The sequence below is a fragment of the Cohnella sp. CFH 77786 genome, from assembly GCF_019400745.1.
Lineage (GTDB): Bacteria > Bacillota > Bacilli > Paenibacillales > Paenibacillaceae > Cohnella.
Genome location: NZ_WJIB01000014.1, coordinates 52254 through 68268, shown reverse-complemented (window position 1 = coordinate 68268; position 16015 = coordinate 52254). Strand labels below are relative to the sequence as shown.

General features: G+C 52.7%; 12 protein-coding genes. 2 read left to right on the top strand and 10 right to left on the bottom strand.

Features of this window, described 5'->3' with window-relative positions; translation table 11 throughout:
- Positions 1 to 102: 102 nt before the first annotated feature.
- From GE107_RS19725 to GE107_RS19710, 5 genes are all read right to left on the bottom strand, one after another.
- Positions 103 to 2166, bottom strand: a complete 2064-nt coding sequence (locus GE107_RS19725) for a helix-turn-helix transcriptional regulator (protein ID WP_219641713.1) — start codon at positions 2164 to 2166, stop codon at positions 103 to 105.
- A gap of 15 nt (positions 2167 to 2181) precedes the next feature.
- Positions 2182 to 2931, bottom strand: a complete 750-nt coding sequence (locus tag GE107_RS19720; RefSeq protein WP_219641712.1) for an SDR family oxidoreductase — start codon at positions 2929 to 2931, stop codon at positions 2182 to 2184.
- A gap of 256 nt (positions 2932 to 3187) precedes the next feature.
- A complete protein-coding gene (locus GE107_RS19715) occupies positions 3188 to 3781 on the bottom strand; it encodes a spore coat protein (protein WP_219641711.1) in 594 nt (197 codons plus the stop codon).
- Between the two features lie 38 nt (positions 3782 to 3819).
- Positions 3820 to 3945, bottom strand: a complete 126-nt coding sequence (locus GE107_RS26730; protein ID WP_255570668.1) for a hypothetical protein — start codon at positions 3943 to 3945, stop codon at positions 3820 to 3822.
- Positions 3946 to 4106: 161 nt separating this feature from the next.
- Positions 4107 to 4910, bottom strand: a complete 804-nt coding sequence (locus GE107_RS19710; protein ID WP_219641710.1) for a phytanoyl-CoA dioxygenase family protein — start codon at positions 4908 to 4910, stop codon at positions 4107 to 4109.
- Between the two features lie 183 nt (positions 4911 to 5093).
- Here GE107_RS19710 and GE107_RS19705 point away from each other — a divergent pair, with 183 nt between their 5' ends.
- Positions 5094 to 5903 (top strand): helix-turn-helix domain-containing protein, encoded by an 810-nt coding sequence (locus tag GE107_RS19705; RefSeq protein ID WP_219641709.1) that lies wholly within the window; start codon positions 5094 to 5096, stop codon positions 5901 to 5903.
- Between the two features lie 196 nt (positions 5904 to 6099).
- On the opposite strand, the gene GE107_RS19700 is transcribed toward GE107_RS19705, so the two are convergent.
- The 3 genes from GE107_RS19700 to GE107_RS19690 form a co-directional block, all read right to left on the bottom strand.
- Positions 6100 to 8211 (bottom strand): CBM35 domain-containing protein, encoded by a 2112-nt coding sequence (locus GE107_RS19700; protein ID WP_219641708.1) that lies wholly within the window; start codon positions 8209 to 8211, stop codon positions 6100 to 6102.
- A 327-nt stretch (positions 8212 to 8538) separates the two neighbouring features.
- On the bottom strand, positions 8539 to 9819 hold the full coding sequence (locus tag GE107_RS19695; RefSeq protein ID WP_219641819.1) for an MFS transporter: 1281 nt from the start codon (positions 9817 to 9819) through the stop codon (positions 8539 to 8541).
- 512 nt (positions 9820 to 10331) lie between these two features.
- Entirely contained in the window at positions 10332 to 11357 is a 1026-nt protein-coding gene (locus GE107_RS19690; RefSeq protein WP_219641707.1) for a glycoside hydrolase family 5 protein, read from the bottom strand.
- Between the two features lie 254 nt (positions 11358 to 11611).
- On the opposite strand from GE107_RS19690, the gene GE107_RS19685 reads away from it, so the two are divergent.
- On the top strand, positions 11612 to 12403 hold the full coding sequence (locus tag GE107_RS19685; protein ID WP_219641706.1) for an AraC family transcriptional regulator: 792 nt from the start codon (positions 11612 to 11614) through the stop codon (positions 12401 to 12403).
- Between the two features lie 166 nt (positions 12404 to 12569).
- On the opposite strand, the gene GE107_RS19680 is transcribed toward GE107_RS19685, so the two are convergent.
- Positions 12570 to 14183 (bottom strand): response regulator transcription factor, encoded by a 1614-nt coding sequence (locus tag GE107_RS19680; RefSeq protein WP_219641705.1) that lies wholly within the window; start codon positions 14181 to 14183, stop codon positions 12570 to 12572.
- 28 nt (positions 14184 to 14211) lie between these two features.
- The gene (locus GE107_RS19675) at positions 14212 to 15990 is read right to left on the bottom strand and encodes a cache domain-containing sensor histidine kinase (RefSeq protein ID WP_219641704.1); all 1779 of its coding nucleotides are present in this window, start codon (positions 15988 to 15990) and stop codon (positions 14212 to 14214) included.
- Between the last annotated feature and the right edge of the window lie 25 nt (positions 15991 to 16015).

Sequence of the window (16015 nt, the reverse complement as noted above, 5' to 3'; positions counted from 1 at the left end):
AATGCTTCCTCCTTGTGACAGCCATCCTCGCCAACGCGGAACCGCTTCTAATCGATGTTTCCAAAATAGCACAACAAGCGCGGCGGCCGGCGATGCGGCACGCTATCGAATCTTATTGATCAATTGAGTCCGGCTCTTGACGCCCAGCTTGCGGAAAATGTTGCTCAAATGCTTCTTGACGGTGACCTCGCTTAGATAGAGGCTGCCCGCGATCTCCAGGTTGGTGTACCCTTTGACCAGGAGCTCCACCACTTCCTTCTCCCGCTCGGACAGCGACGATAAGTTTTCCTCTTCCTGCCCCGGTTGTTCCGGAAGCCCGATAGACGCGATCATTTTGTTCAGAAACTCCTGCAGTTTATAACCTCTCGTATCGATGACGTACAGCGGAGTAGGCGTCACCCCGTCGTAATCGGAATGAACGCCCTCTTTGGCCGTTTCGCAACCGAGACGGAGGTGGATGTCCTCGAACATGGGATTGGCGGGCGGAGCCGCAATGCAAATCCCCGGGGACAGCATATGGTTGATGAACGTAATCCCGGCCGCTTCCCGCATGGTCAGATCGCTGAAATCCGCGATATCGATCGTTTTGACGAAGTATCCCGCTTTGGAATCCTTCGGCACCCTCAATTCCTTGAGTCTGGTTTCCGGCAAGCTGGAGAAATAAGAGGACGACAACGGCTTCGTTTTCAAATAATCCAGCGTATGGATATTGATCGGAATGATGGCGGACAAGCCGATCAGCGTGCCTTGGGCGTCCCGGATGAGCTTGACGATGCTGGGATCCAGCTCGTACAACTCCTTCAGGTCGATATGCTTGAGCGTGTAGAGGCTTTCCTCGGCCGTGATCGTATAGGTGTAGATCTCATTCGAGCCGGGATGGTTGAAGGCAACCTTCGTGTCTTTGGCGTGCAAACGCCGATGTTCGAAATATCGCTCCGCCTCGGCCCAGTTGTCCGAATGAAGCGGTTCCCAAGAATAGGTGGCGGATCGCTGGTAGAAGAACCCTCGGATCCACTGATCCCCTACGTAGTAAATCCACTCCTCGCTTTCCCAGGTCAACGATTTTTTTCTGGCGGATTCATTGATTTTCTGATAGTAATGCATGATGCAGCGCTTGCGAAGCTTCTCGAAGTACTCGGGCATGCGATGCCTCAGCTCGAAGCAGATGGCGTCCCGCATCAAGTCGTGCAGCAGCCAGCCGCGGTCGACCCTGCGGATGAAGGAGAGTCCCACGAGCTTCAAAAACCGTTCCGTGGGAACGGGCTTCTCCAGCACGTACGAAAGCAATTCCTGGTTGAAATGGCGCAGGACGGCGGCCGTTTCGACCAATTCCCGCAGAGAGTCGTCCGGAACCTCCTTGAGCCAGGTATGGACAACGTGGGCGAAAACCTCGTCTCCGCTCGAGTTGGATACTTTGTGAAAACTGTGCGCCAGCGTCGTGGAGACGAGCAGCGACAGGGTCAGCGGATGTCCCTTCGTTTTGTTCCAAATGAGGTACATCGTCTCTTCCTGCGCGATTCCCATTTTCTCCAAATAGGCTTTGACCGACAAATAATCCAGATCGGAGAGCGGCAAGCGGAAAATGAGCTGGCGCCAAGCCGGGGAGAAGGCCCAAGTGCCTTGTAGCGGGTATCTTCCCGAAATGATGATCAGCGTTTCCTTGGGAAGCAGGGGGAGGAAATCCTCCCGCAGCCAGTACTCCATCTCGCCCATTTCCTCGAACGTATCGAAAGCGAACACGATTTTCTCTTCCCGCGAACGTTCCCGTACGGCGTCCAGGCAAATATCGATCATAGGATTCGGTTGGGCGGTTTGATCCGTTCTCTGCAAGGGATATCGGAGCATTCTTAAAATGTGCAGGCAAAAATCGTTCGGCGTCCGAGCGAAATCGCGGCTGTCGAGCAGCAAAAACTTGGCGCGCCGCTGCGTGGACAGCCTGCGGAATTCATCCAGCAGATAGCTTTTGCCCACGCCGCCCGTTCCGTACAGGTTGAGAATACCGCCCGTTTGCGGTGAAGCGTTCAGCCGCTGAAGGAAGAAATCGATTTCTCTTTCCCTGCCGACCAGAAACTGCCGTTCGACCTGATCGATCTCGCTCCCGATTCTACTGAGGTCAGCCTTAATAGATCCATGCGAATCCGGCAAGAGAGAATCAGAACCTTGCATCTTGGATCAACTCCGTTATCTCATCAGAAAACCGCCGTTAACATGCGTACATGTTCCGGTGACGAACCTGCTTTCTTCGCTTGCCAAGAAAGCGATGATACCGGATATATCGCCGGGAACGGCCACTCTTTGAAGCGGCGTTGCCATCGCGATCTGCTCCTTGACCGCTTCGGGCGTATACCGGGACGCATCCGTCTGCACGAGCCCCGGCGATATCGCGTTGGCGGTCACGCCGTGAGGGCCGAGCTCTTGCGCGACGTATTTGACGAAGGCGTTCAAAGCTCCCTTTGCCGATCCGTGCGCAGCTAAATAGGGCGTGGGAAGATCGGCGGCCGAACTGGAAATATAGATCAATCTCCCGTATTTACGTCCCATCATAGCAGGGGCGACTGCATGCGTCAAAGCAAATGCGGCTTTCATTTCGTCGTTCAGCTTTTGCGAGAACTCCTCCCACTCCATCTGCAGCAGCGGCTTCATGGCGAACGCCATATTGGCGTTGCTCACCAGAATGTCGACCGCCCCGAAAGCCGCTTCCGTCTGCGCGACCATCCGTCCGACCTGCTCCGGATCGCGGACGTCCGCGCGGATCGCAGCCGCTTGACCCCCCTGGCCCGTGATCCGGGCGACCACGTCCTGTGCGGCCTCTTCCTGTTCGACGTAGTTCACGATCACTTTCGCTCCTTGCTCCGCGAGGGCGAGCGCCGCCGCCGCCCCGATCCCTCTGGCTCCTCCCGATACCAAGGCCACTTTCCCTTTTACCGTCATTCTTCAACGCTCCATCCATGAAAAGATTTTCTTCTATTCTGCTGAATAGCATAGCACCGGGAGAGTATCCTTCCATATGACACGAAGGTAGTAAAGAAGCGGATATCGAGGGACGAAAGTATACTTCGCGACATGCCATAACGAGTTCGTCGTCCTCTAGGAACAGAGACGTGCGGATTATATACTTTGCCGAATAACCAAAAAAACTCCCCATGAAGGATGACACCGCTTCATAGGGAGGTATTTAGAAACCGTATTACATAACGGGACGCATCGTGCCGCCGCCCGGGCCGCCATAATTGGCCGGCTGATACGACTGGTAGCTGTGCATGAACGTTTTCGCCGTTTGATCGTTCATCGTGGGGACCTGATACAGCCCTTGCCGGTTCATGAAGAGGAACGTTTCGAACGCATGGTCCGCGCAAGCGACGGAGCTGTTGATCATCATCCGGCGAAGGTTCGGATCGGCACATTCGAGCGCGGCCCGCATCGCGTTGCTCGCTCCGTTCTTGTGGCAGATCAGCAATGCCGTCGCGATCTCCCGATCTCCCAGGGCGGTGCCGGTCACCGGTCCCACGGGCTGCGGATTGTGCAGGCCGTACTGGATCTGCTGCGGGGTCGCGTTTGTCATGTTGGACATCGAGGGCGCAGTCGGTGTACTTGTGTAGGCATGCGTGTAGTTCACCATCTCATTGTAAGAGCGAATGGCATCCTGCTGGTGACGGACGATCATGTCGCGAAGCTGGGGATTCTTCGCTTGCTGGGCGTACAGGTTGAAGTGGCAAATGGCATTGATTTTCTCCGACAGAATCTCGTGCGTTTCCATCGTTTCGTGCGCGCCGTAAGGCATGGGATCACCTCGAATGGTCGTATTGGGACTTCCGGGAATTACCTTGTCCCCGCCGGAGCCCGATTATGCATTCGGGTTATGCTTACCAGCGCTTCGCTCCACAATTCTCGGGCCAGCTGCAGCAGAAACAAGGACTGCTCCCCGCGGTCGCTGAATTCGTTCATCCGTCCGGCAAGCTCCTCGGTCGTCATCGCACAGGGCGGCGGACCAAGCTACGGGATAGATTATTACCTCCATGTCCGTTTCATCGCCGGTCCGCCGCCGAATGCCGGTCATGCCCCACCACGACATATGAACGCGAAGGCGGGGGTCGCGCGTTCCTCGATTAATGATAGGCCGGAGTTTCAATGCCGCAAGGCCCCCCGTCCGGATTGCTCTCCAGCTCCAACGTCGTACCGTCGGCACGGTAGAGCGGATTGTACCAATGCGAAATTTGGGTCGCGCTTGCGTTCGCGTAATGGCAGATAAAAGACCGGCGGAACCTTTCCTTCGATTTGTTGCGGTAGGAACCGTGTATGAGATTGCCGTTGAAAAACAGGACGTCGCCGGGCTCCATCACGGCCGGGACCGGCTTCTCGCCCTTCGGCGGTTTCACGTAGTGGGTCGTGAACGATTCTTCGGCATCCGAGACCTCGGGACAGACGATTTCATAACGATTGGTCTTCGGTACGAGCAGCATGCAGCCGTTCTCTTCGTCGCAGCGGTCTATGGCCGTCCAGGCTGCGATGCAGTTCCCCGGCTCCACCTTCAGGTAGAAGTTGTCCTGATGAAGGGCTTGGCCCCGCGAGCCCGGCGGCTTATAGTAGAACATGCTTTGGGCGGCCAGCGCTTCCTCTCCGTATAATTCGTTCAGGATGGCCAGCACGCCGGGATGCAGCATGTATTTCTTGGCCACGGGATGGAAACGGTGCGGGTGCATCACGCGCGGATACCGCTTCAGGGGATCGTCCGTATCCGCGTCCATCACCGGCTCGAAGAAGCCCGGCACCGCCGTTTGGCCGATTTCATCGAACGTCGCGCGGATCTCTTCGATCTCCTCCGGCCGGAAGACGCGTTGCACGATCAAATATCCCTCGGTTTCGAATTGCTGCAATTGCTCCGGCGTCAATGCCTGAAGCTTCGGCGACATGGGAACCGCTCCTTTACAAAGTGATCTCGCGAGTTGCTTCTATCGTACGTCTTCGAGGAGACAGCCGGAAGTCTCATTCATGCTTCAAACTGGTTGGATTCTGCTATCAGGTAGACGAATTTTCGGGAAGGACTTAATCTGTAAGGGAATGAGAGTTTGGTATTCCTGTCGGAGGTTGAGGGAATGAAGAGCCATTCGCACCGGAGGATCATAACCGGGCATTTCCGCGAGAACGACAGCTACGGGATCAAACGTCCGGAGGGCATGGAGGACTGGCTGATCGTGTACACGCTGGAAGGGGAAGGGTACTTCCGGACGCCAGCGGGCGAATTAAGCTGCGGCCCGGGGGAAATCGGCCTGCTTCGCAAAGGAGTGCCCCATGCGTACGGGACACGGCCGGGTAAGATCTGGCACTTCATGTGGGCCCATTTTCTCGGGCTGCCGGAAGCGGGACTCCTGCCGGACGAGGAAGTGCTTATCTGCAAAATGCCGCCGGGCGCCCTGCAGCGGCGCGTGCTGCATATTTTCCGTACCTTGATCAGGGATTCCCGCGAGCGGGGCGGCTACTGGCAGGAGCTGTGCGAGAATCAGCTGAGCAGCATCCTGCTGCTTGCCGCGGAGCAGCTGACCGAACGGCTGGATCCGAGGGTGAGCCAGGTCATGCGTATGCTCAGCGCGCGCATGAGGGAACCGCTCACCGTGAACGATCTGGCGACGGCCGTCGGATTGTCCGCTTCCCGGCTCTCCCATCTCTTCAAAGCCGAAACCGGCCGTTCCGTGCTGGATACGCTGAACGCGATGCGGCTCGAGCAGGCTTCGCTATTGATGGTGCACGCCGGGCGAACCGCGACCGAAGCGGCGTATGACGTCGGCTTCCAGAACTATAACCATTTCGCCGCCCTGTTCCGCAAGCGATTCGGGAAAAGCCCTTCCGCCTATCGAAGGGGAAAGAAAAAGGCTGCCGATCCCATGGATCCAGCAGCCTTCCGTTAGCGAAGCTAGGTATCGGAGTTCGTTGTGGAATGTCAATCCAAGGCTCCGTAAATAACGGCCCGCAGCCGGGGATGGATATACGGCTCCATGCTTGGCAGCATCTGTTGCATATACACGACGGATAATTCTTCCTTCGGGTCGGTCAACAGATACGAGCCGGCCAATTTTCTTGCGAAAGGGCTCTGTTAATAGCGTCTTATCTAATTTCGATGTAATCCAATTCGGCGTAACCGGTCGTGCCTTTGGTAAATCGGATCGTGTTGTTGCCGGCATTCAAGGTTACGGGGAGCGTCAGGATTTTGCGTGTTCCCAAATTGGGAATGGCCGTCAGCCATCCTCCGGTAGCCGGATAAGTGACGACGCCCGCGGCTCTTCCATTGACGGATAGATTATGGGTGGAATTGCCCGAGGTGCCGTTTGCGTACCCGACCTCCATCGTATAGGTTCCTGCGGAAGGGGAGTTGACGGTAAACTCCACATAACTGTCGGAATAATCGATTTGTCCGACGAAGAAGCGGTTGGAAGCAAAGGCGCTGGTGTGTACGTTCGCGCGCGAAAGGGTAGCGTTCTCCGCCTCCGCCCTCACCTTATAAGACCCGGCAGGGGTGAGTTGGATATAATCCAGTTCGGCGTAGCCGGTCGCCCCCTTCGTGAACCGGATCGTGTTGCTGCCCGCGTTCAGATTCACATTCACCGTAACCGTGGCGGCGTTGCCGGTATACAACCACCCGCCCGTTACCGGGTAAGTTACCGTGGACGCAGCGCCGCCGTTGACCGACAGGGAATGCGTGGAGTTGGCACTCGTCCCGTTGGCGTATCGGACGTCCACCGTATAAGCGCCGGCAGCAGGGACATTCACGGTAAACTGAACATAGCTGTCGGCAAAATCGATTTGACCGATATATTTGCCGTTAGAGGCGCTTGCATTGCTGAAGGTATTGGCGCGATTGACGAGAGCACGTTCCGCTTCGTAGCGATTATTGGCGCTTCCGGCAGCCGATGTGAGCGTCAAACGGTAGCCGGACGACGGATTCATATTCGTGACGGGCACGGAAATTTGTCCGTTTGCGATTTCAAAGTCGCCTTCGAATACGGTCGAGGGAGCCGCAACCGCCGTATCGACGCCGGACCATGGGGTGGTTTCCAGCTTGACATGGACGTTGCCCGTGAAGAATGGCACCGACCCGAACCCTTTCACGACCACGGTATGGTCTCCGGATCCGCCGCCGAATACGACATAAGCGATCCGATTGCCCGCATCGACGCTCGCAATCCCGTCCAGTCCTACAGCCGTCGGATTCGAAGGGGTCGTCATCGCCATATTGCCCGTCATGTCCCCGTACCATTTGTAAAGCCACCATCCCCCGTTGGCGGATCCGGCATCCGTTACGATATTGCTCAAACGGCCGGGACGGAACCAGAATGCCGCGTTGGCCGTGTCGACTCCCGAACGTTCGAACTCGGCGAAATATCGGACCATGCTGCCCGGTACGCCTTCCTCCCGGACGACTCCATACTCATTAATGCTTATCGGTCTCGGCGAAATGCCAAGGCTCGCCTCCAGCGCCCGATAAGCGGCAATATGATTTTCGATATAGCCGGGCTGCGGATTGTCGACATAATGGCCTTCCGGAGCCCCCAATTCATGCCAGCTGATAATATCCGGCAGCACGTTGTTGTCTCTGCAGTAAGTCAAAAAGTTCCTCAGCCATGTTTCGTTGTACTGGGTAATGCTCGGGCCGATGATTTTCGTTGTCGTATCACGCGTTTTGATTCGTAAATACGTATTTTTCCAGCCGTCGTTGAAAGAACCCGCCGCCGACGTATTCCAGGTGCCGTCCGGCTCGTTCCACAATTCATAACCGTAAATGTTGGTCGCGCCCGAAGCGAGTCTGGCATTCACGATCGAGTCGACTTTTGCGTACCAGTCGGCCCAACTGACCCATTGATAGGGAAAATTCGGATAAATGTCCGGCATGCGGATCGTGACCGAAGCGCCGTTACGCTTGGCAATGGGCGACACCTTCAGAGCATCCCCTGTCGGTGCCGTCTCCCCGTTCGGCAGCTGCTGGCCGTTCGGAGCCATTTGCGTGAACATTTTAGGTTTCGTGGGACCGATTAAGCTGTCGGCGGGTCGTCCTTCATCGGCGAGACCGTACAGGGAGCCCGATGCCGCATGGGTCACCGGCCGATATTGGTTGCTCAAATCGACCGTGAACTGGGGAGGCACCGCCGCGCTTGAAGTCATGAAAGGAACGGATAGAAAGAGCAATGAAAAACTTAACGAAAGACACAACTTCTTTTTCATTTCAAACACCACCTTTGCTGGAATAGAAAACAGATGTCCTTCCAGATTGGCTAAGATGAACTCCGTGATCACCTTCTTCCATTTCCAAGTCTTTACATGCGCTCTTCGTTTACCATTGTAAGCGTTTTATTTATGATTGAACTTTTATTTTTTCTATTAAATTGCACTATTTTTGTCATTTTTGTCTCCGATTCAGCAGTGGGCCAGGTCACTGCTGCGTTCATATATCCTAGTGTTGTGACTTTTCGATTTCCGAAAGATAAAGACCGCCAATTCATACCAATGGCGGTCTCTTTAACACCCTTTTATTCCATTTAGAACAACCCGTTATGCCTTCTTCTGACTCCGGGACCAGACGACAACCGGAATCAAAAGCAAGGATAGGAACCCGCCGGCCAAAGAGAGCGTGGAATAGCTGGAGTGGGCCACAACCATGCCGGACAACGAGCCTCCAGATGCACCAGCCAATGCGATCAGTACATCCACCGTGCCTTGCGTCTTCGCTCTGATTTGCGGCGGCGTGGCATCGACGATGGCTGCCGTCCCGCTAATTAAGCCGAAATTCCAGCCCAAACCAAGCAGAGCCAGCGCCAGAATGAGCAGACCCAACGAATCGCCCGGCGCGAATGCAGCCGTTAAACCGGCCAAGAGCAAGGTAACACCGGAGGCGTAAGACATCATCATACGCCCGTATTTATCGACGAGAACGCCGGTGATGAGGGAAGGCAAAAACATCGCGGCAACATGGATGCCGATCACGATGCCCACCTCGCCAAGTCCAAGCCCGTGATGCTTCATGTGAACCGGCGTCATGGTCATTATCGCGATCATGACGATTTGGGTTAACACCATCACCGTTGCGCCCACGACGATGCCTGGTTTATGAACGCGCAGTTCAGCCTCCCGCGTTCCCTCCCCGCTGCTTTTCCCTTCCTTGACCCGCTCTACATCTGCAATGGCTTTGGCGACCAAGAGCGGATCGGGACGGAGAAACAAAAGAAGAACCAGCCCAGCCAAAACATAGGCCGTGGCTGCGAGCATAAATGGACCCGACAGCGCAGGGGCGCCCATGAAAGTTGCTGCCCTGCCTGTCACATTGACCAGATTCGGTCCGGCCACCGCACCGAATGTCGTGAAGACCATGGCGGCACTAATCGCTTTTGCCCGCTGTGTCGGGAGCGACAAATCCGTACCGGCATAACGCGCCTGCAAGTTTGTCGCCGTACCGGCACCGTAGACCAACAAAGAAAGAAAGAGCAGCGGCACATGATCGAGAATGGCTGCCAGGACGACACCTGCGGCGCCAATCCCCCCCGCCATAAAACCGGCAGCAAGCCCGGCGCGGCGGCCCATACGCTGGGAAAGGCGACCGACCAAAAGTGCCGCGGCGGCAGAACCTAACGTGAATAAGGCCGTAGGAACCCCTGCATAACCATCCGTTCCCAGCATATCTTGCGCCAGCAGTGCCCCTACCGTGATCCCTGCGGCCAACCCCGCCCCGCCAAAAATTTGAGAAGCGATCACGATCAACAGTGTCCTTTTATACAACTGTCGCTGCTTCTCGGGGGATACTACGTATTCCTTTAGCGGATCGGGGAGGCTTTTCATTGTTGCTTCAATGGGTAAAGGAACCTCTGACATGTGTATTCTCCTTCTATTAAAACTCCGTAGGGCGCCTCTTCGTCTTGTATGGCGCAACTGATTTGCCCCGAAACGCCGAAATGATGCCTGCTGCAGAGGCCCGTTATGTATCTACTCGGCGCAGGCCGCACATAAATTGCAGTCCGAAGGATTCAAGGCTTATCGGATGGATGAGGGCTTGAATGAATGGCAGGAGTATTTCCATTACGAAAATCATAACCTTGTTTCATCTTACTACAATATTAGGTTCAAGGCTTGAGAAATCCGCCGTCGCAGGAAGTCGTCTCCAGATTCGATAAATGACCGAACATGTCTTTCGTCGTTAACCAGAGGCGCTCAAGCAGGCTTAATCAAAAACAAAGCCCCATCAGCGGAGACGTGCATCAAAATCCGCGAGCGATACGGCGTTCCGGTTAGAATAAGGCGGACTGCCCATCCAACAAACAAAACCGCCACATCAAGTGACGGTTTGGTAAATTCTATCGTTTGATAGCCATAAGCTGCTCAAGCAGCACCTTATCATACATTTCGTAGGTATCTCGGTTGTAAAGTACTTTTGTAACATCCCATAAAACCGGGGTAATTCCTCGGGAATATGCGGCCTTGGCCACCGACGTAAGATAGAGCCGTATCATTGCTGGCGTCTTATTTTTTGTAGCTACACCAAACTCTCCCATGATTACGGGGATGCCTTCGTCAATGAAACGTGTTTTCACCATTTCCATGAGCTTGTTTAACTCGGCGAAATCTTCTTCCGTACCCCACTCCGCACGCGCTTTTCCCCAGCTCGCATCCTCATCCAGAATGGCGAATGTTGGAGGCGTGTAATAATGGATCGATACCGCAAGGCGTTTTTGGGGATCTTTGGGCAGCTTATACAGTTCATCGACGGTCCTCACGATGTCCGTTGTATAGCCGGCAATCAACAGGTGGCGTCGTTTATTGTTGCCTCCGGAACCGCGCACAGTATCTACGAATGTCTGATTGATCTCATTCAGCAGCGCATAAGCTTCTTCTTTGTTGGTATCATCGCTGCCGTAGACATTCCATAAATCGGGCCATACCCCTTCCTCATTGAAAGACTCGAGCATCAGATGATCGTCATAGTTTTTAAACGAATCCGCAACCTGCTTCCATATGCGTGTATATTTGTACATGGATTGTTCTTTTTCTGTCGGAAATTTCTCAAACCAGCCGCCGTCCCAGTGAAGATTCAGAATAACATACATACCGCTGTCCAGTGCCCAATCCACAACTTCTTTTACCCGGGCCAGATAGTCAGGATGGATCGTGTAATCCTCGCCCATCATATTTGACCACGATACGGGAATTCGAAGGACGCCAAAACCTTCGTTTGCATACCCCTTAATCATTGCCTCCGTAATAACGGGACTGCCCCAGGCAGTTTCATAACTTGTAACACTGGTGCCCTTAATCCAGTCGCCCGTGGATTCAAACGTGTTGCCCAAATTCATGCCGATTCCCATTTCTTTGACAAGCTCCATTGTTGTGATCTCTCGCATGGGCGCACCCCTTTCCTCATTGGAACAAGCTGCTAACATTGAAAGCGCTGTAATGAATAGGATGGGCAAGATCGATCTCTTGTTCATTTGTACTCCCTTTTTTGTACCATTTTTTTAAATATAATATATGTCGTTACGAGGCCCGATAGCGAAATGCGCATAATATGATAACATTTTCTGCAATGATATGAATTCAAAGTACCTATCCTTGTTGCTTTTGAAAGGAAGCCGTTATCATGGACTTACACGTGATCGGATATCATCATTCCCATGGCAAAACCTTTGCGATCGATCGCCCAAACGGCATTGGCAGCGTTTGGATTCTATTGCTGATCAAAACGCCTGCCGTCTTTATGCAAAACGGCAAAGAAGTGATCACGAAGGAAAATTCCTTTATTCTGTATACGAGCGATGCTCCCCAGCATTATCGTACATATGGTGATAAGTACGTGGACGACTGGTTCTATTTCAGTGTAGACGACGAGGATAAGGAATTTTTCGGCAAACTTAATATCCCCTATAACACGGTTACGTGGTTAGGGGATATATCCGAGATATCGTCAATTGTACAGAAAATGACTTATGAATTTTATACGGCGGGTCCTCACAGTAAAGATGCTATCAAGCATTATTTGAATATTTTCTTTATTCAGCTCAGCCGCAAACTTCATATGGGGCTTCACTTTCCTTCGGCAAAGACTTCTGCGAAATATGAATGTATGATTAACGTCCGCATCCGTATTCGCAGCAACCCTGCGTCAATCCCCTCTGTCAAAGAGTTGGCTGATGAACTATCCATGAGCTTGTCGAGTTTCCAGCACACCTACAAAAAAATGTTCGGAGTCAATGTGATGACCGACATTATTCATAGCCGCCTTCAGTGTGCAACGGCTCTGCTGGCAACAACAGATTTACCGCTCGACTCGATTGCTGCGCAAAGCGGATACAGCAATGCCTTCCATCTTATGAGACAGTTTAAAGCGAAATTCGGGCTTACACCGACAGAATACAGGAAGCAGCCTAAGTAAAACTGCTACGCCGTCCTTTTCTGACGGATAGACGTTTTATCGAAGTGATTCAGAAAAGTATCGCAGATTTTATACTTTCTGAATCACCAAATAAACCCCGTCCATTCGACGGGGCTTTAACTGGTTCCGATCCTGATCAATTGTCCAAAAAAAGCAGTGCTCAAAACTACCGATACTCAATCGGAGCCGTTCCCGTATATTTCTTGAACGTGTAGCTGAAATAATTCGTATTCGAGTATCCGACGCGCTCCGCGATCTCGAACACTTTCAGATCGGTCTCTCGAAGCATCCTCATCGCTTTCTCCATCCGAACCCGAGTCATGTAATGGTTGATCGTTTCTCCGACTTCGTTTTTGAAAATCGTGCACAAGTAGTTCGGATTCATATAGACTCTCGAAGAAAGATCCTTGAGGGAGATGTCCTTGTCGTAGTTTTCCTCGATATAGCGTTTGACCTGCTCGATTTCGATCCGATAAGGCTTGCCTTTGGCTTTGATGATCCCATGCAACGCGGATGAGACATGCCTTAATAACTTGGCTCGGATCTCGGCAGGATCTTCGGCCTTGAAGCCTCCAGCAGCACCTGGCGGCTCGTGCAGCCCTTCCTCCTCTTCGACAGGAATCCCGCTGTCTGTCAACAGCTTGCGTACAGTTCCCACGATTTGGATGGCCGCTGCGGCCAAATGTTCCGGATCCCCTGCAATCAGCTCATTGGCTTCGATCTCGTCCAACAGATCGGCTGCCGCATTTACCGCCTTTTCATTCATGGCTTTTAAATAACGAATCATTTCCTGTTCTTTGTCATACGGAAACACAAGCGCCAGAACGGAAGCCGACCTGCCGACTCCCTTAGCGCTTTCTTCATGTTCCTTGCCCGGTCTTTTCAGCTGAACGGAGGAGTAAGCTTCCCTATACGAGTAAGCGATCTGGCTGTAACCCGAATAGACGGAACCGAATCGCACCGTGACCGTCAAGCCGAGAAATTCCCGGATGCTCTTTTCCATCCCTTCCGCTTTCAGTTGAAGCTCCCTTCGATAAGATTCCCCATCTTCTCCATCCAGACTAAGCAGTCCCTCCAGGAGTCCTTCATTCGTAACGACCGACAACCCCCAAGCATTTCGGCTCAGAATTTCGTCGCATATATTTTTGACCGCGTATAGGAACAGCTGCTTGTCCTCTTCCCTGCCGGACGATCGTTCGGCCAAATCTTCGATCCGGATAACGCATACGGCGAATTTATCGGATGGGAAATCAATGCCCAGCCATCCGAGCTTATCTTTCATAACGGATTCGTTTTCCAAATAACTGGAATGAAGGAGGTCGTATACCCATTTTTCCCGAAGAGCCGGAATGGATTGGAGAAACTGCTGCTTTAACCCGTTCAGGTACTGTTCTTTGCGGATGTTTTCCGTCAGCATGTCACGTGCTTTCAAGATCGCTTCCATCAGCTCTCCGGGGGAAACGGGCTTCAGTAAATACTCGCTAACGCCATATTTGATGGATTCCTTGGCGTATTCGAAGTCGCTGTAACCGCTCAAGATAATGATGAAACTATCGGGCAAAAATTGTCTTGCTTGTTTCGAAAATTCCAACCCGTTGACGAAAGGCATATTGATATCCAGCAGAATAATGTCAGGTCTGTGCCGCTCTGCTAGTTCCAGTGCCACACGGCCGTTCTCGGCCTGACACGCGACTTCCAGTCCATAGCTTCCCCAATCGATTCCTTCGACAATCCCGAGCCGGATGTTCTCCTCGTCATCGACAACCATTACTTTCAGCATATTGGCTCCTCCGCAGGATGATCTGCCCTTAGTCCTCGGGCGTCTCCGTCAAGATGGGAATTCGAATGCGAACCTCCGTTCCTCCGTTTGCGTGACTCTCGATGTGTATGCCGTATGAGGCTCCAAAAAACAACCGTATTCTTTCGTTAACGTTCTTCAATCCGTAGGAGCCCGTTCCGGTCGATTTCGTCCCGCTAAGCGCGGTCCGGATTTCCGCGAGCTTGTCCTCCCGGATGCCAAGACCGTCATCGGAGACGATAAAGAGCACCCCGTCCTCCTCCTTCTCGACTCGGATATCGATGCGTCCCGGCGATTCTTTGTTCCGCAAGCCGTGAATCAGGGCATTTTCGATAATCGGCTGCAAAATCAGCTTGGGCGAGTAGCGCTCCTTTATGGCTTCATCCATATGAATGGAAGAATCAAAACGATTCGCGTTACGGAACTTCTGGATGCTTAAATAGCTTTTGGCATGCTCCATTTCTTGTTCTATCGTGATGAACTGGCTGCCCTTGCTCAGGCTGATCCGAAAAAACTTGCCCAGATTCGTGATGACTTCGCTGATTTCCGGCTCCTTCTTGCGAACCGCGTACCAATTCAGGGATTCCAGCGTGTTGTACAGGAAATGCGGATTGATTTGCGCTTGCAATGCCGTTAACTCCGCTTTTCTCTTGGACTCCTCTTCTTCTTTGTTCCGCACCAGCAGTTCTTTAATGTTGACCGCCATCGAATTGATGACGTCATTCAACTCCTTGAATTCATCGCCGGTATTCACGTTAGACTTGAAATCGAAGTTCCCTTTCTCGATTTCCTTAATGGCCTTCATCAGCTGCATGAGCGGCCGGGTAATGCTCTTCGAGATCCGAATCGACAAGAAAACGGCAAATAGGAGCAACACCAATCCGATCAGGGCAATGAAAAGCTGGATGGAATTCGCTTCGAACATAATGGCCTTTTGTGGAACGAGGCTAATCATCCGCCAGCCGTAGTCTCTGGAACCGCTCTGAAGCAACGTATATTTGTCGCCTCCCATTCGTACTTGCCGGTTCGACGTGCTGTCAGACGGACTGAAAAAGGCCAGAGTATCCGGGAATCCGAAATTCCCGTTTCCGTTCATAGGATCGTTATCCGCGTTATAGACCCGGTTGATCCAGCCTTGGTTGGAATTCACCTGAGCCAAGGCGTCTCCGATTACTCTCGCGTCCAACTCGATCGCAATGGTATACAAGTACCTTGTCGGACGCTGCGGATCGTAAACCTTTTGAAAATACGTGAACGTATCGAGACTCGACCCCATGGTCGTATCCCGGACGATGGACTTGTGTACTTCAGTAAACAGCGAATCCGCGCCGGACTCCTTGAAATGCTCGTACCAACTCTGCTCGGCGATGGAATATTTGTCGTCGTAGACGGAATTGTAGATCACCGAGCCGTTCCCATTATCGTTTACAAGCGTAATATCCGTAATATACGTCTTCAAATACTTGTATTTGTTCAGCACCGTATCCAATTGTTCCTTGGACCGGTAATCCGCCGATTTCGGTTTCAATAACTCCGTCACTTTCAGGTTCACTTGCTCGTCAAGCGCGATATTTTTCGCCAAATACTTGGTGTCTATCAAGTAATATTCAATATTCTCCATGGTTTTACTGACCAACTGGAGAGAATAGTTCACCGTTTTATCTCTAATCACTTCGGATACCCGTGTCGAGGTCACGTAAAGTGTCGTAAACAGGCAAAATGAAATCAACAGCAAGAAACTGACGAAGATCTTCTGCCGTATTTTCAAGCCGGCCATAAATCGTCTCATGGCACCCTCCCGGCGATGGACTGCC

Bases quoted from the DNA above. Each gene is read 5' to 3' on its own strand.
- GE107_RS19700 (WP_219641708.1), bottom strand. From the start codon at position 8,211: ATGAAAAAGAAGTTGTGTCTTTCGTTAAGTTTTTCATTGCTCTTTCTA.
- GE107_RS19720 (WP_219641712.1), bottom strand. From the start codon at position 2,931: ATGACGGTAAAAGGGAAAGTGGCCTTGGTATCGGGAGGAGCCAGAGGG.
- GE107_RS19690 (WP_219641707.1), bottom strand. From the start codon at position 11,357: ATGGAGCTTGTCAAAGAAATGGGAATCGGCATGAATTTGGGCAACACG.
- GE107_RS19725 (WP_219641713.1), bottom strand. From the start codon at position 2,166: ATGCAAGGTTCTGATTCTCTCTTGCCGGATTCGCATGGATCTATTAAG.
- GE107_RS19715 (WP_219641711.1), bottom strand. From the start codon at position 3,781: ATGCCTTACGGCGCGCACGAAACGATGGAAACGCACGAGATTCTGTCG.
- GE107_RS19685 (WP_219641706.1), top strand. From the start codon at position 11,612: ATGGACTTACACGTGATCGGATATCATCATTCCCATGGCAAAACCTTT.
- GE107_RS19675 (WP_219641704.1), bottom strand. From the start codon at position 15,990: ATGAGACGATTTATGGCCGGCTTGAAAATACGGCAGAAGATCTTCGTC.
- GE107_RS19710 (WP_219641710.1), bottom strand. From the start codon at position 4,910: ATGTCGCCGAAGCTTCAGGCATTGACGCCGGAGCAATTGCAGCAATTC.
- GE107_RS26730 (WP_255570668.1), bottom strand. From the start codon at position 3,945: ATGAACGAATTCAGCGACCGCGGGGAGCAGTCCTTGTTTCTGCTGCAG.
- GE107_RS19695 (WP_219641819.1), bottom strand. From the start codon at position 9,819: ATGAAAAGCCTCCCCGATCCGCTAAAGGAATACGTAGTATCCCCCGAG.
- GE107_RS19705 (WP_219641709.1), top strand. From the start codon at position 5,094: ATGAAGAGCCATTCGCACCGGAGGATCATAACCGGGCATTTCCGCGAG.
- GE107_RS19680 (WP_219641705.1), bottom strand. From the start codon at position 14,183: ATGCTGAAAGTAATGGTTGTCGATGACGAGGAGAACATCCGGCTCGGG.